The sequence below is a fragment of the Alteribacter salitolerans genome (assembly GCF_016901055.1).
GTDB lineage: Bacteria > Bacillota > Bacilli > Bacillales > Salisediminibacteriaceae > Alteribacter > Alteribacter keqinensis.
The window spans coordinates 20266-35776 of the sequence record NZ_JAFEUX010000013.1 but is presented as its reverse complement, the minus strand read 5'-3'; the positions used below and the strand labels follow the sequence as shown (position 1 = coordinate 35776).

General features: G+C 49.0%; 17 protein-coding genes. 7 read left to right on the top strand and 10 right to left on the bottom strand.

The window, feature by feature from the left end; translation table 11 throughout:
• Position 1: 1 nt before the first annotated feature.
• On the top strand, positions 2-142 hold the full coding sequence (locus tag JSY36_RS18530; RefSeq protein ID WP_122901442.1) for a YpzG family protein: 141 nt from the start codon (positions 2-4) through the stop codon (positions 140-142).
• A gap of 123 nt (positions 143-265) precedes the next feature.
• Here the strand turns inward: JSY36_RS18530 and JSY36_RS18525 are convergent, their stop codons facing one another.
• From JSY36_RS18525 to recX, 3 genes are all read right to left on the bottom strand, one after another.
• Complete coding sequence (locus JSY36_RS18525; protein WP_205167517.1) at positions 266-577, bottom strand: YfhH family protein; 312 nt, start codon at positions 575-577, stop codon at positions 266-268.
• A 108-nt stretch (positions 578-685) separates the two neighbouring features.
• Positions 686-2353: an L-lactate permease gene (locus tag JSY36_RS18520; RefSeq protein ID WP_205167516.1), complete on the bottom strand. Its 1668-nt coding sequence runs from the start codon at positions 2351-2353 to the stop codon at positions 686-688.
• 232 nt (positions 2354-2585) lie between these two features.
• A complete protein-coding gene (gene recX, locus JSY36_RS18515) occupies positions 2586-3404 on the bottom strand; it encodes a recombination regulator RecX (RefSeq protein WP_205167515.1) in 819 nt (272 codons plus the stop codon).
• A gap of 107 nt (positions 3405-3511) precedes the next feature.
• On the opposite strand from recX, the gene JSY36_RS18510 reads away from it, so the two are divergent.
• From JSY36_RS18510 to JSY36_RS18490, 5 genes are all read left to right on the top strand, one after another.
• Positions 3512-4417, top strand: a complete 906-nt coding sequence (locus tag JSY36_RS18510) for a TIGR01777 family oxidoreductase (protein ID WP_122901276.1) — start codon at positions 3512-3514, stop codon at positions 4415-4417.
• Between the two features lie 79 nt (positions 4418-4496).
• Positions 4497-4622: a YfhE family protein gene (locus tag JSY36_RS18505; protein WP_122901274.1), complete on the top strand. Its 126-nt coding sequence runs from the start codon at positions 4497-4499 to the stop codon at positions 4620-4622.
• Between the two features lie 30 nt (positions 4623-4652).
• Entirely contained in the window at positions 4653-4841 is a 189-nt protein-coding gene (locus JSY36_RS18500; RefSeq protein WP_122901272.1) for a YfhD family protein, read from the top strand.
• Positions 4842-5004: 163 nt separating this feature from the next.
• The gene (locus JSY36_RS18495; protein ID WP_419466052.1) at positions 5005-5181 is read left to right on the top strand and encodes a PLDc N-terminal domain-containing protein; all 177 of its coding nucleotides are present in this window, start codon (positions 5005-5007) and stop codon (positions 5179-5181) included.
• An 85-nt stretch (positions 5182-5266) separates the two neighbouring features.
• Complete coding sequence (locus JSY36_RS18490) at positions 5267-6142, top strand: hypothetical protein (RefSeq protein WP_205167514.1); 876 nt, start codon at positions 5267-5269, stop codon at positions 6140-6142.
• Positions 6143-6331: 189 nt separating this feature from the next.
• Here the strand turns inward: JSY36_RS18490 and treR are convergent, their stop codons facing one another.
• From treR to JSY36_RS18465, 5 genes are all read right to left on the bottom strand, one after another.
• Entirely contained in the window at positions 6332-7048 is a 717-nt protein-coding gene (gene treR / locus JSY36_RS18485) for a trehalose operon repressor (RefSeq protein ID WP_205167513.1), read from the bottom strand.
• 79 nt (positions 7049-7127) lie between these two features.
• Positions 7128-8810: an alpha,alpha-phosphotrehalase gene (gene treC, locus JSY36_RS18480; RefSeq protein ID WP_205167512.1), complete on the bottom strand. Its 1683-nt coding sequence runs from the start codon at positions 8808-8810 to the stop codon at positions 7128-7130.
• Positions 8811-9052: 242 nt separating this feature from the next.
• Entirely contained in the window at positions 9053-9811 is a 759-nt protein-coding gene (locus JSY36_RS18475) for a FixH family protein (RefSeq protein WP_122901264.1), read from the bottom strand.
• A 138-nt stretch (positions 9812-9949) separates the two neighbouring features.
• Positions 9950-11350 (bottom strand): 23S rRNA (uracil(1939)-C(5))-methyltransferase RlmD, encoded by a 1401-nt coding sequence (rlmD, locus tag JSY36_RS18470; protein ID WP_122901262.1) that lies wholly within the window; start codon positions 11348-11350, stop codon positions 9950-9952.
• A gap of 17 nt (positions 11351-11367) precedes the next feature.
• The gene (locus JSY36_RS18465; RefSeq protein WP_205167511.1) at positions 11368-12243 is read right to left on the bottom strand and encodes a DNA-3-methyladenine glycosylase family protein; all 876 of its coding nucleotides are present in this window, start codon (positions 12241-12243) and stop codon (positions 11368-11370) included.
• Between the two features lie 129 nt (positions 12244-12372).
• On the opposite strand from JSY36_RS18465, the gene JSY36_RS18460 reads away from it, so the two are divergent.
• A complete protein-coding gene (locus JSY36_RS18460) occupies positions 12373-12738 on the top strand; it encodes a GAF domain-containing protein (protein WP_122901260.1) in 366 nt (121 codons plus the stop codon).
• A 176-nt stretch (positions 12739-12914) separates the two neighbouring features.
• Here JSY36_RS18460 and pdaA read toward each other — a convergent pair whose 3' ends face one another.
• Together pdaA and JSY36_RS18450 are read right to left on the bottom strand one after the other, a co-directional pair.
• Positions 12915-13718: a delta-lactam-biosynthetic de-N-acetylase gene (pdaA, locus tag JSY36_RS18455; RefSeq protein ID WP_205167510.1), complete on the bottom strand. Its 804-nt coding sequence runs from the start codon at positions 13716-13718 to the stop codon at positions 12915-12917.
• Positions 13719-13920: 202 nt separating this feature from the next.
• Complete coding sequence (locus tag JSY36_RS18450; RefSeq protein WP_236785162.1) at positions 13921-15441, bottom strand: fumarate hydratase; 1521 nt, start codon at positions 15439-15441, stop codon at positions 13921-13923.
• Positions 15442-15511 lie beyond the last annotated feature (70 nt).

Below are 15511 nucleotides of genomic sequence, written 5' to 3'. Positions count from 1 at the left end.
ATTGTTTGGATTAAATAATTACAGTGATCCGTTTCAATCCCCTCGTGCCAATCCTAAACACGCTTTTCATCAAGTGAATGGTGAGTCGCAGCAAAGTCAGCATAATCAGATCCTCGAGGTTCAGACGAGGAAACGAAGCTAACCTGAGACATCCATTAATGAACCGGGAGAGAGGCATTACGCCTTTCTCTTCTTTTTCATATCCGGATAAAAAGTTACCTCAAAATGCTGGCGCAGCCATTTATACGAATATAACACAGAATGATTACTGTTTTTTTCCGAGAAGCGAAATTGGTACTGCTTCTTCTTCCTTGCCGCCATCGCGGTATCCCCATGCAAAGACACCGTTCATGTACGTAATTTCAAATGTGCTTTCTTCATCTGTAAAGACGTACGTTTCCCCCGGCTTAAAGTCATCGGGCTTCATGAGATATGCTTTTGCCATGGCCATTTTACGTTCATGGACAGCATATTCATTTACCATCCCCATCTGTTCTGCTTTTTGGGCTTTTTCCTTCAACGCTGCAATTTCATTTCGTAATTCGAATTCAGTCATTTGGCTGTATCTTCGTTCCAATTTCACAACGTCCTTTACAATCTGTTTATGTCTCATTATATGGGATTAAAGTACAAAAGAAAAGGCTTGTGCACTTTTTAAACAGATTAAATACAAAAGTGATACAGGCTATACGAGAAGAAGAATGATAAAGCCTATGATTCCTGCAAACCCAGCGTAATAAAGCATGGGCAGGAGCGTCATACGGATAATTGTCCCTTCTTTACCTACAAGTCCGGCGACTGATGCCGCTGCCACAACGTTCAGGACACAAATCATGTTTCCTGCGTTCGACCCGAGAATCTGCAAGGCTAAAACCCGTGCAGGCGAGAGGCCGATTTGGTCTGCAACGCTGAACTGAAACAGGGAAAACATCATGTTGCTGAAGGTGGCACTGCCTGAAATGAACGACCCGAGCGCTCCGATAAACGGTGCCACGAGCGGCCAGCCGCCTCCGATGGCAGCGGATGCTGTGGCAGCAAGCTCCATAGGCATGCTGTCAAGACCTGCATCGTTAATGCCGGAATTGATAAAGATCCGGACCATGGGAACCGCGGTAAAAAGAGTAATGGCCGTTCCCGTGAGTGCTTTTCCTGACCGGGTGAAGGCTGTCTGAAGTTCTTTTATGTTCATGTTAAAGATAAAGAGCGTGGACAGGACCACGATAATGAAAACAAATCCCGGCAGATAGAAAGGCTGAAGACTCTCGCTGATTCCTGTGCCGAGGATGTCTGGCCAGGTGATTGTGATGCCCTGGAGCCATGCTTTAAAAGGCAGGACATCCAGCCTTGTGAGGACAAGAAGAAAGCCGACCAATAGGTATGGAATCCATGCTTTCAAAAGGCTGGGTCTCTTTCTGGGTGACTGGTCGTCTGCAAGCAGCGTTCCGATCCAGTGGGGAAGCCAGTCTTTCCTCTCCGGGAAGTCCCATGTTTCTTTTGGCACGAGAAAGCCTTTTTTCGCAGCCGGAATTACAATGGCAAGACCAATGAGTCCGCCGAAAATAGCAGGAAACTCAGGTCCGAGGAACGTTGCGACAATCAGAGCGGGCACGGTAAAGCTGAGCCCTGCAAACAGGGCGAATTTCCAAACCTTGAGTCCTTCTTTCCATGAGCGGTTTTCACCAAAAAAGCGGGTCATGAGCATGACCAGAATGAGAGGCATCAGTGTACCTGTGAAGATGTCCACCTGCATGACATAAGTGGCCACCTGCTGAATAAACGCATCCATCCCTTCTGCCGCTTCGATATAAGGAGCAGCGGTTGCGGAGATTTGTCCCCCTTCGTAGAGCCCCTGCTCCACCCCCACGACAATGGGCGTTCCAACGGCACCGAAAGAGACGGGGCTGCTGTCTGCAATGAGAGCCAGAGCGACTGCTGCAAGGGGTGGAAAGCCGAGTACCACAAGGAGCGGGGCACCAATGGCCGCCGGTGTACCAAATCCCGCAGCTCCTTCTATGAATGCGCCGAACAGCCAGGCAATGATAATCAGCTGAATGCGGCGGTCTTTACTGATTTTCATAAAACTGCGGCGAATCGTATCGATGGCGCCGGTAATTTTGAGTGTGTTAAGAAGAAGGATCGCCCCGAAGACAATGTAAAGAATGGACAGACCGATCATGAGCCCTTCAAAAGTCGATGCCGCGATAACCCGGATGGGAACCTGCCAGTAGAAAAAGGCAAGAAGTGCGGTAGCTGTGAGGCTGATCGACATAGCCTTCACAGCAGAGACTTTCAGGACAACGAGAAGAATCATAACGCTAAGTACTGGTGTTAAGGCAACAATCGTCTGAAGCATAAAAAATCCTCTCCCTTTAAGGGGTCTGACGTAGTATATCTTAATTATACCACGTGTTTGCTCAGTATTTCACAAGATATTTTGTCGAAAGTTGGAAAGTTTATGGCGGTTTAAATCATTATCCTGACAAATTCTCTTTTATCCTGAACAATTGCCTGTGTATCCTTACAAATTCGCTTTTTTCCTAAAAAATCCTCTGTTTACCCTGAAAACGGCAAAAAGCGGGCGGGGGCTACTCCTCCCCCGCCTTCCAGTCTTCGAGCCAGCGGTCGATTTTGTCAAAGGGGAATCCTTTGCCGTAAAGGTGCTGCTTGATGCGGCGTTCCTTTTCCCAGCTGTCATACTTCTTGTATTTCCGGACGGCTTTCTCGGCGTGCTTTTGAAGGGCTTCCCGCTCTATGGCTTCGTGCTCGCCGGTGAAGTCGAGCTCTTTCAGGACTTCGCCGGCAACAGTGCTGGAGAAGCCTTTTTGAATCAGAAACTGGGTGAGTTTCTGCTTTATTTTTTGGATGGAGTCTGATTTGTAGGTCCGCTGTTTTTTTTTCGCCAGCTCATAGGCCTGGTCGTACTGTTCGGCGTAGGTGTACTGCTTGAGGGCGTGGTCGATGTGTTTGTCGGCGACGCCTTTTTCCTTCAGCTCCATTTTGATTTTCATGGGGCCTTTTTTCTGGGTGTTTTTTTTTGTCCGTACGTAGGCGTCTGCAAAGCTTTGGTCATCAAGCAGGTTCATGCCGATCAGCCTCTCCAGGATTTCATCCTTTTCTTCATCGGTTATTTCCTGATCACGGAGATAGTCGTTCATTTCTTTGACGGTGCGCATGCGGAAAGAAAGGTAGTAAAGGGCCCGGTTGTAGGCTTTACTCTTTTCTTCGTCTTTTTTGATAACGGTGATTTGTCCGTCGTTTAGTTCAAGTCCTTTTTGAATGCCGTGCTTGACGAGGACGTCTTCGTTTACGGTAAAGGCGTACTGTTCTTTTCCGTCTTGCTGAAGATAAATATGATAGCGGTCCTTGCGTTTTTTGTGCAGGGTAATTTTGGATACAACTGCCAACGTTCTCACCTCTTCTTTCATCGTACCACAGAAAGGGCAATGTTTAGACACCTTGGGATCAAGGAATTATGATAACACTAAGACATTAACAGGGAGGATACGAAACCATGAAAGTAGCGATTGCAGGTGGATCCGGATTTATCGGTACGGCACTTACAGAGCGGCTCACCTCGGAGGGGCATTCTGTTTTTATATTGACGAGAGATAAAAGCAATAAGTCTGAAAAGGCCGGTGTGAGATTTGTTGAATGGTTAAAGGACGGGACCACTCCTGAAGAGGAGCTGGACGGAATCGATGCTTTTGTGAACCTTGCCGGTGAAAATTTAAACAGCGGCCGCTGGACCGATGAAAAAAAGAAACAGATTATGGACAGCAGAATTGAAGCGACTCGGGCTGTAATGGACGTGATCAGGAAGCTGGAACTAAAGCCTGAAGTACTCGTCAATGCATCTGCCGTCGGTTATTACGGTACTTCGTTTACGGAGACGTTTACGGAGGAGCATAAAGAAAGCGGCGATGATTTTTTAGCCGAGGTAGTGAAGCGCTGGGAAGAAGAAGCAAGTCATGCCCAGAAGGAAAATGTCCGTGTGGCCTACATGAGGTTCGGGGTCGTTCTGGATGACGAGGAAGGTGCGCTGCAGAAGATGCTGACGCCGTTTAAGCTCTTTGCCGGCGGTCCGCTCGGGACAGGAAAGCAGTGGATGAGCTGGGTCCATATTGATGATGTGGTCGGTTCGATTGTTTACGCCATCGAGCACAGGGAGATTTCCGGCCCGGTTAATGTGACAGCGCCGAACCCGGTGCAGATGAAGGAGTTCGGCAAAACGCTGGCAGATGTTCTCGACCGTCCGTACTGGCTTCCGGCTCCGAGTATTGCCCTGAAAACGATTCTCGGGGATATGAGCGTCCTTGTTCTTGAAGGGCAGAAGGTTTTGCCCGACAAGCTGGAGAAGCATGACTATCCGTTTGAGTACCGTGAGCTCAAGCCGGCGCTTCAGGATCTTCTTGTGTAGATCTGGTAAATCCATCATATTTGTGTATATTCTGGTGCTCGTTCGTTCACACTAACGAGTGAACGCGAGGTGATTGCAGATGGAGAGCAAGAAGCGCCAGGCAAAAGAGGAGCGCAGCACCATGAGTAAAGCACAGCGAATGGCTTTTACGAGTGAGTTTAAAGCTGCGGACCGAGCTGCCATGCGAGACCGCACCCCAAGGTAACACCCTGACATCCAGAGGAGGTATACACAAATGAACCAGGACCAGCAACAGCGTGATAAGAAGAAGCAGCAGGCAGAAATGGAAGAGATGGCCCGTCAGTCACAGGACAATGAGATCGTGGAATATTCCGAGGAGATCGCTGATGCCGAGGATAAAGAAGCGATGGAACGCGCGGCCGAGGCCGACCAGAGAAACCGCGCCAATACAGATAACGTGTAGAGAAAAAGGAGATGATTCATGCTATGAGTCATCTTCTTTTTTTTTGCCATCCCTATCCTTTATGAGCAATTAGATGTACAATGAAGATAGACATTGTTTAGCAGGAGGTTGAATCTTTGTGTCATATCAACAATTCCAGCTGACAGATTTATCATTCTTTCTCATCCCCATCCTTGTTATCCTCTTCATCTTTTTACTTAATATCATTACAAGCATCTGGGCGTACAGAGATGCCCTGAGAAACGGCAACAGTAAAGAGTACAGTTTGCTTGTATTAATCGCCACACTATTCTTTCCGATTCTGGGATTGATCGTATATTTAGTAATCCGAAGAGATTAAGTGAATACGCAGCGTTCAGGAACACCTTATACACCGATACTCCCCCGGCAAATGCCCGGATAAACGAAAGGAAAGGTGAGCCTATATGAAAAACCTGCCACCAAGCTATTTAGGAAAGAAAGTGTTTATTGACGGACCGGATGCAAAATTTTATGTGGTCCGCTACGAAGAACACGTAGGAAAAAAGAAAACTCACTGCTTACTATTCGACCAGGATACTCCGGTGATTTTTGCCGTCTTGTCCGATGAGGGCGCATTCCTTGACTCCTTTTACCTCTCCAAAAAGTCCAACCAGGCATCCACAAATGCAGTTGAAACCTATGAAGAGATTGTTCAGCGAAAAAAACAGTACCGCGTGACGCAGGACGACCTCCGGGATGCTCTGAAGCCCGAGTCCGAAGCAAAAATGAAAAACGAAAACATCATGAAGCATCTCGTTGATGAGCATTTGGAAGACATCAAGAATCAATGGCCTTCCCGATTACTCACGCTTCAAAAGACAGATGGGAAAAGTGAAGAATCTCTGATTAACGAAGCCTTGTCTGAAGCGATTCGCCAGGCAAATGCCAACAAATCATTCGACTTTCTCGTCTCCCACCGTTATGATCACTTTGTACCGCAGCTTGGGTTTGTTATGGAAAAGTACCCTAACCTCCTTCCCCAAGTGACGGATTACTACCTTGAATACAATGAAACGAAAATTGTGAAACAGCTTCTTATTAATACGTGTGAGAGTGTCTCTCTTGACGATACGCCGCTGATTGAGAGCGTCCTGACTCTGGCAAGAAAGATTGATCACATTCACTACTCGAGTGTATTGAAGCTTGTATTGAGTATCCTCTTCAAGCGGGTCAAACAGGACCGTAAATCGAGTCCGAAGGCGTGGCTCAATGACACGGTGCACGACAAAGCGATCCGCCACTCGATTGTAGCAGCGCTTAAGAGTAAAAAAACAGGATGATCTTGTAGTTAGGGCAGCCCGGGATTGCGGGCTGCTTTTTGTTTTGGGTTGACGCGGGGGAGTGGCTTTGGCATTGTTCATCACTTTGGGCGGGTTGTTCATCGACCTTTTGTTCACCACTTGCTCTATTAATATACTTAAAAAGAGCGTCTGAGGAGAAGCTTTTCACTCTCCTGAGACGCTCTTTTTTTATCCGTGTGTCCGTCTTGCAAAGTCCACGAATCGGAATTTGTCCGGGCGGTGGCGGGATTCGGTGTACTGAAAGAGGCTTGCATCATCGAAGTACACGTAGTTTTTTACCACAACAATGTTGGAGAAGCCTTCGAGATCGAGAAGCTCCCTGTCCTCCTCGGTCGGCTCCACAACAGTGATTTCTTTTTTGGCGAAGCTGATCGTCATGTTGAGATCGCTTTCAATATATTCGTAAATGGAATTGGCACAGATTTCTGCGGTCAGGTGGTCGATATAGACTTTACTGAAAAAGTCTTTATCTAAAATTACGTTTTCACCGTCGATTTCCCGGACACGGTGAACCTCCCATACCTTGGCATCCTCTTTTACTTTGAGCTGTTCCTGTATGTATGAGTCAGGTTTGATCAGATCTAGTTTCTTCACGTAAGTCTTATTATTGCTGCCGATTTTTTTGGCCAGTTCTTTAAAGCTCACAAGTCCGCTGATGGGAAAATCAAACTTACGTGCGTCAAGAACAATCGAGCCTTTCCCTTGTACTTTTTGAATAAAGCCATTCTGGGCAAGCATGTTCAGAGCCTTGCGGATGGTTTCACGGCTGGTATTATACTTCTCCATAAGGTCGTGTTCCGACGGGAGCTTGGACTGCGGGGAGAAGGTTCCCTCCTGGATTTTGTCTGCTATGTCATGGTAAATCTTCATAAATTTATTCTGCATTGTCATCACCGCTTTAAGAAAGTAGCCAAAAAGTCCGGCGGGATTCCGCCGGAACTTTTTGGAATTTAAGTTAAGTGTATCACGCTTTTTTCAAATGATAAACGACAGACTCGTATGGTCTGAGGGTAACAGAGGATGGATCGCTGCCGGAGTCGTCGTAATTTGAGAGAAGGACTTCCGACTCGCAGCCATCCACGTTAACCGGGGATTCAAACGTTGCTTCTTCCTCGTAGAAGTTGTTTACCACAAGAAGGCGTTCGTCTCCGTGTTCACGTACATAGGCAAAAAGCTGCTTATCATTTTCCATAAGTAGCTTGTAGCTTCCGTGGGTGATGATGTCATGGGTTTTACGCAGCTCAATCAGCTTGCGGTAGTGGTGGTATACGCTGTCCGGGTTTGCTGCTGCGTCTTTTGCGTTGATCCGCTTGTAGTTTTCCGGAATACCGATCCACGGTGTGCCTGTGGTGAATCCTGCGTTTTCGCTGTCATCCCACTGCACCGGTGTACGGGAGTTGTCACGGGATTTCTGCTTGATCGCAGCCATAAGTTCGTCCTCGCTCATGCCCTCTTTTCGTTTTAAATCATAAATATTCAGGGATTCTACATCGCGGTATTCGTCGATGCTGTCAAAATTCGGATTGGTCATGCCGAACTCCTCGCCTTGATAAATATAAGGCGTTCCCTGCATCATGTGTACCGTTGTGGCAAGCATTTTTGCCGATTCGCTGTGGTACTTACCGTCATTACCGAAGCGGCTGACAACACGGGGCTGGTCGTGGTTGCACCAGAACAGGGCGTTCCAGCCGCCGCCTTCGTGCATCGCTTCCTGCCATTCGGAGAGAATCTGCTTCAGCTGAATGAAGTCAAAGTCCGCAGCGGTCCACTTTTCTCCGTTCGGGTAGTCCACTTTTAAATGGTGGAAGTTGAATGTCATGCTGAGCTCGTTGCGGTCAGGGCGTGTGTATTTGATACAGTTGTCAATCGTCGTGGAACTCATTTCCCCGACGGTGAGAACGTCGTATTTTGAGAATACTTCCTTGTTCATTTCCTGCATAAACTCGTGGACGCGGGGACCGTCTGTGTAAAATTTCCGGCCATCCCCAGGAGCTACCGAGCCGTCATCGTTCGGGAATGACTGGTCTTTTGAAATGAGGTTGATGACATCGAGGCGGAAGCCGTCCACGCCTTTATCAAACCAGTAGCGCATCATGTCGTACACTTTTTCCCGGACTTCTTCGTTTTCCCAGTTTAGGTCTGCCTGGGTGACGTCAAACAGGTGCAGGTAGTACTGCCCTGTTTTTTCATCGTACTTCCACGCGTTGCCGCCGAATTTTGACTGCCAGTTCGTCGGCTCGGCTCCGTCCACCGGGTCTTTCCAGATGTAGAAGTCGCGGTACTCGTTATCCTTTGATTCAGCGGACTGTTTAAACCAGGCGTGCTCGGTGGATGTGTGGTTGACCACAATATCCATGATGATTTTTAAGTCCCGTTTATGTGCTTCAGCTAAGAGGCGGTCAAAGTCTTCCATCGTGCCGTACTCTTCATGGATGCTGAAATAGTCGCTAATGTCGTAGCCGTTGTCTTTTTGTGGTGACTTATAGATCGGCGTGAGCCAGATCACGTCCACTCCTAGGTCTTTTAAGTAGTCCAGCTTTTCAATGATTCCTTCCAAATCACCGACACCGTTACCCATCGTGTCGTTAAAACTCTTCGGATAAATTTGGTAAACGACGGATTTTCTCCACCATTCATTTTTAGGCATAATCTATGCACTCCTCCATCAAGTCGGTCTCTTACATGTTCCCCAAATGAGCGCCATTTGAAACCGTGTTCAAACAGGACTCACCGCATTGGAATTCAATTGAATTATAACTTGTATATACAAGAAGTTCAACCTCTTTCCGTATGTGAACTCCAGATCAGAGGGTCTGACCCTTTGTGAATAGGTTCACATTTTCTGTCTTAGGGAACGAAAAATAAAGCCATCCCCGGCGGGGGATAGCTTTATTGTTTCGGCTGGGGTTCGAAGACTTCGAGTTTGTCCTCGATATGGGCGTCGAGTTCTTCCGTTTCGTCGTGGAAGTGAATCATGATGTGATACTTTCCGCTCGTTTCAAACGTGTGTTCCAGTTCGTAGGTGCCCGGCTCAACTTCCCTTGTTTTCAGGGTATCGGGCTCTTCTCCGTTCTGCCAGAGGTCAAACAGCACCTCTCCGTTCGTCCACGGCTCGTCCTCCCAGTTTACCTGTACTGTTAACATGGCGGGTTCTCCTGCATAGAGTTCATCGTTTGCTCCGAAGAAGGCGATGAGCTCTTCAGGAACTTCTGCCTCATTATTTCCCTGGTTACCGGAGCGGATCAAAAAGTCTCCTACGATCAATTCGCTCAACATTACAGACTGACGGTCTCTTGCCGTGACCCTGGGCTGGATGTAAAAAAGGTTTTCTTCATCAAAGGTAAAGCTGCTTGCATAGATCCCACCGCCCTCGTGCTCGGCTTCAAGTTCGGTGCTTTCATAGCTTCTGCCGTGGGGCCAGATCTCAAACATCACCTCATCTGCATCGTCTACCTCTTCCCCGGCCTGCTTTACCTCTACGCGCAGCGTTGTCTCTTCGTTTGGCTGAATGTCGTCATCAAACAGCATTCTCACGTTAATCCGCTCGCCGGTGCCTGCGGATTCCGGTTCCTCGATGAGCGGATCGTCACTGCATGCAGCAAGCACAAAAAGAAGTACGCCTGCCAGCACTATCCTTATATTGTTCATTTTGATCGCCCTCCGTACAAACAAGCTTCTAGTTCCATTTTACCCTATATTGATACTTTGGACACAGATAACTTTAGTTCCTTGCTATGTAAAGGAAAAGGAAAAGACACCCTGGGTTGCAAGGTGCCCTTTTTTCTTTTACTTCTGTAAAACAAACCTCGCGACACATTCCACCTGTGCGGTTTGGGGGAACATGTCCACCGGCTGGAGGGAGTCGAGCTTATAGCCTGATTGGACTAGCTCGTTTGTGTTTTTCGCCAGGGTGGATGGGTTACAGGATACATACACGAGACGTTTCGGCTTCACGCGGCCGATGGTGTTCAAGAGGCTTTCGTCAAGCCCGCTTCGTGGTGGATCGACGACAAGAACATCGGGTTTCCAGCCTTCTTTTGCCCAACGCGGAAGGACATCTTCTGCTTTTCCTGTTTCAAATTCTGCGTGGTCAAAGCCGAGCTGTTCGGCATTGATTCGGGCGTCATCAATGGACGCCTGCGTCACGTCCACCCCCCGCAGCTCCTTCGCTCCGTCAGCGAGCCAGAGTCCGATCGTTCCGACTCCGCAGTAGGCATCTGCCACTTTCTCCTGTCCGGTAAGCCGGGCTGCTTCTTTTGCCAGGTCATAAAGCTTCCGGGTCTGGATCGGATTGAGCTGGAAGAACGCCTGAGCCGACAGATTAAAATTCAGTTCTCCCAGAGTTTCGCGGATTTTTTCCTTCCCGTCAAGGACACGGGTTTCGTCTCCGAAAATGACGGACGTTTTCCGTGAGTTTACGTTTTGAACGATGGACTTAATAAACGGCAGGCGCTGGTTGACGCGCTGGACGATTAAGTCTGCTTTAGGCAGGTCTCTCGTTGCGGTGACAAGCACGAGCTGGACTTCTCCCGTTTCAAAACCGACACGGGTGACGATGGTGCGGACGATTCCTTTTCGCTTTCTTTCGTTGTAGGCCGGGATGTTCAGTTCTTCGAGAATCTTCTTAACCGTACGGGTGACTTCATCGGTTTTCGGATGCTGTACGATACATTTTTCGATATCGATCAGGTGGTGGCTTTCGGTCTGGAAAAGGCCGGTAATCAGGCTGTCATCGGCGTTCCCCACCTGCATCTGGCTTTTGTTCCGGTAGCGCCATGGGTCTTCCATGCCAACTGTGTCGCCAAATGAAAGCTTATCGAGGTTAATTTTTGTATAGCGCTCAAACGCCTGGCGGACAATGTCCTTTTTCTCCTGAAGCTGCCCTTCGTACGTAAGGTGCTGAAGCTGGCAGCCGCCACAGCGGTCGTAGTACACGCACGGGGCTTCTGTCCGCTGATCCGATGGCTTTCGGATTTTACGGATTTTCCCTTCGGCAAACTTTCGGTGAACTTTTGTGACTTCGCACACAATTTCTTCCCCGGGCAATGCGCCGCGGACGAAGACGACCTGGCGTTTAAAATAGCCGACTCCTTCTCCGTCAATGCCGAGACGTTTTATGGTAAGGGGGAAACGCTGTCCCACCTTCATGTTTAATTCCGTTTGTTTTTTGTTGTACTGCTTTTGCATCTACAAAATTCCTCCGTTCAGACGATGCCGTTCTCCAGGCTGTTCCACAAATACAGTGTCACGTAGCTCCGGTACGGCTTCCAGTCTGCTGATTTTTTCTCCATCCAGTCGAGGGACGGTTTTTGGTCTAAATGATAAAACTGTTTTAATGCGTTTTGGACACCGATGTCCTGTGCCGGAAACAGATCCATTCTTCCGAGCCCGAACATCATGAAATTCTCTGATGTCCAGCGGCCAATGCCACGAAGGGCGGTCAGCTTTTCGACGATCCGTTCTTCTGATTCCGGACGAAGACCATCCAGGTCGAGGTGGCCCGCTGCGATTTTCTCTGATGTCTGGATAACGTACTCCGCTTTTCTTCCGCTGAATTGCAGTTCCCTTAACTGTTGAACGTCCAGGCCGCTTACGGTCTCGGGGTCCGGGTAAAACCAGGCGCCCTCTTTTTGAGTGCCGTAGGTTTTGACGAATCGTTCGGTCAGGGTCGTGGCAAATGCCATGTTCAGCTGCTGGTGGATGATCGTTTTCATGAGGCAGCCGTAGAGCTGGAAGTCGGTGATGAACGGGACGCCTTCGCTTTGTTTCATGAGCGGGTAAAGATCGGTGTTTTCGTAGTGTCCGGTCATGCGCTTTAAAGGCACGTCGAAGTGCATGATTTCATAAACCCTCGTTAGTATAGCATCTTTGTCCCCGTTTGCGTCGGCGGTGAGGTGAAAAGTTGGTTTTTCTGTAGTGCCGGTTGCCCTGAGGGTCACGACGACAGGTTTTCCTTTTATCAGTATAGGCATTTTCAGCGTTCTTTTTTCACGGTCGAGGCTGTTGAGGGGGTCGAATGCCAATCGTTTCAACGACTGGTCAAAATTGTAAGGTCCTTCAAGCTGAACGGTTGTATCCATTGGCGCACCGCCTTTCGTTACTCCTTTCATCATACCATAACGGCCGGTCTTCCTTAACTTGCCACCCCGGTTTTGGGGCTATGTTTGATACACTCGGGATTGAGATAAAAAAAGAGGGAGAGATTACAAGTGTCTATTGCAACAGATGTAGCATCACTCGAGATCATGGCTGATATTTACAAAAAGAAAAGCCTGAACGACATTTTGAAAAAGACGGTGGACTGCCTTGTGGAGAATGTTCCGTACATCGACTGGGCAGGTGTTTATTTCGTAGAAGGAGAGGGCGATGCGCGCCTGATGGCTTCCAGTGACGAAGAACGTGACTTGAGCTGGGAATCGAATGCGGAGCTGAAATTTCCTATTGAGGACGCGAACAAGAACGTTCTTGGAGTGCTGATTGTCCGCAGTAAAGAAGCGATTGCTTTTGATGTGACGGACGTGGCGACGTTGGAAGAGATTGCTTCCGGTCTGGCGGAAATCGGATTTTCAAACTGAGCATGATGAACGGTGAGAGGTTGTTTTAAAGGGGCAAAAGTAGATTGGGCAATGGCTCCGCGCCACTGCTCGCCCAAACACGCGAAAGCCATTCGTGCAGGGTTTTCAAAAGAGGGCAACGGCTTCGCTCATTGCTTCAGAGGGCGGCTCATCAGTCTGATGAGCCGCCCTCTTTTTTAATCTGCTTTAAACGGGGTTACCTGGTTTTGGGAGGCGTGGTCATCAAGGCTTTTGAATTCGTACCCCTGGGCACGGAGGTCGTCGATGACTTTCGGCAGGGCCTCGGCGTTGTCGCTGGATACGGAGTGAAGGAGCATGATGGCTCCCGGATGGATGCGGCGCATGATCGAGTCATAGGCGTATTTCCAGCCTTTTTGTCTGTTCACTTCCCAGTCCACGTAGGCAAACGACCAGAAGACGTTTGTGTAGCCGAGCTGCTGTGAAAGGGCGAGTGAGCGTTCGCTGAAGGTCCCTCTCGGTGGTCTCAGGTACTGCATCCGGCTGTCCCCCGTAACTTCGGTGTAAAGGTCTTTGAGGTTTTCCAGTTCTCGTTTCACCCGGGCGTCGTCTACTTCCGGAAGGCTCGGATGATGATACGAATGGTTTCCGACGATGTGACCTTCTTTGAGCATGCGCTGGATGAGCTCCCGTTCTGTGTTCAGGTAGTGGCCGGTAACGAAAAAGGTGGCCGGCACTTCTTTTTCCTTCAGGACGTCGAGCACCTTTTTGGTGTACCCGTTTTCGTACCCGTTATCAAAGGTGAGGTAGATTTCTTTTTTGGACGTGTCTCCGATATAAAAGCCGCCGTATTTTTCGAGGAGCGCTTCATAATGAGGCTCGGTGGATGGCGGTTCGTTGTTTTCTTTTGGCTTGAAGTTCCAGTGGTGGACCTGTGTACTGTAGGCGTGTGCAGTTGTGGCGATGGCGGTTGTGAGAAGGATTGCCGTCACCGTTGCCGTGAGCGCTCTTTTTAGGTTCATTGAAGAACCGCCTCCTTTTCTGCGGATGGTTTTTGGGTAGTTTTTGTTATGAAAGAGGGTTTTATGTATGGGGGGGCGGGATGGTGTTTTTGGATGTGGGGCAGCTAATTTGGTTGATTGGGGGCTAATCTGTTTAAACAACCTCCCAACCTGTTCAAACGCAAAAACCGGCCGCGCTTGAGCACGCGGCCGGTCTGTTTTTTTAATATACTCTTTCTTTATACTGGCTGAGGCGCTCCAGTGATGTTTTTTCCACATCTCTGTGAAGACTGTTTCCGTGGGCGTCCATCGTAACGATGGCGCGGAAGCCTTCAACGCGGAGGTGCCACATGGCTTCAGGAATTCCGAATTCCATGAGGTCCACCCCTTCTACGCCTTTGATACAGTCTGCATAGTACTGGGCGGCTCCGCCGATGGCGTTTAAGTATACGCCGCCGTGTTCTTCCAGTGCTTTTAATGTTTTCGGACCCATTCCGCCTTTTCCGATGACAGCGCGGATACCGAACTTTTTCATGATGTCTCCCTGGTACGGCTCTTCACGGATACTCGTTGTCGGGCCGGCTGCTTTCACGTGCCAGTTGCCGTCACCGTCTTTTAACATAACTGGACCACAGTGATAAATGACCTGGCCGTTCAAATCAATCGGTGCGTCGTGCTCCATCAGGTGGTGGTGAATCGCATCCCGTCCTGTGTGCATCATACCGTTGATGACAACGACATCGCCGACTTTAAGATCTCTAATCTGCTCTTCTGTAATAGGTGCTTCGAGAACTACTTCACGGGGAGCTTCTTCAATCGGATCCTCTGAAGTCGCAGCTACTTCTTCTTCTGCGAACGTCACTTTGTCTCCGTCTTTATAGAGCCAGCTCTGGATCGCACCGTTTTCTGCGTCGAGAGTCACACCGAGACGGCGGAACGCCCAGCAGTTGTACGCAACAGATACGAAAAAGCTTGCAGGCAGACGGTTGCCTGCACCGACTTTACAGCCGAGAAGGGTCGCTTCCCCGCCAAAGCCCATTGTGCCGATTCCGAGCGTATTTGCTTTCTCGAGCACGTAGTCCTCCAAATGGGCAAGGTTTTCATTCGGATTTACGTCATCCACTTTACGGAATAGCTGCTCTTTAGCAAGGGCGTAGCTTGAGATGCGGTCTCCGCCGATGCCGACGCCGATAAAGCCGGCGCTGCAGCCTTGTCCCTGTGCCTGGTAGACAGAGTGAAGGATACATTTACGGATGCCGTCAAGGTCACGACCAGCGCGGCCGAGTCCTTCAATTTCCGCTGGAAGGCTGTACTGAATGTTTTTATTTTCACATCCCCCGCCTTTCATAATGAGGCGGACGTCAATCTCGTCTTTTTCCCACTGGGTGAAGTGGATAATCGGTGTACCTTCGCCGATGTTGTCCCCGCTGTTTTCACCCGTAAGTGAGTCTACGGAGTTCGGACGCAGCTTTCCATCGGCTGTGGCCTGCCTTACAGCCTCATGGATCTGCTTTTTCATTTCAATCTGGTCGGCGCCGACAGGGACTTTTGCTTCAAACGTCAGCATCCCTGTGTCCTGGCAAATTGGCAGGACGTGGTCGTCTGCCATACCGATGTTTTGTGTAATGGTTGCTAACGACAGTGCGGCTCTTGTCCCGGCATTCTCTTTTTGTTTTGCTCGGTCAATCGCCCGTCTTACGTCGTGTGGTAAGTTTGTTGATGTTTCAACAATCAGGTTGTACATGCTTTCTTTGAATTCCTTCACAGTCAACACTCCTCGTCCGCTGATAAAAATTCCAGATGTTTATTCAAAC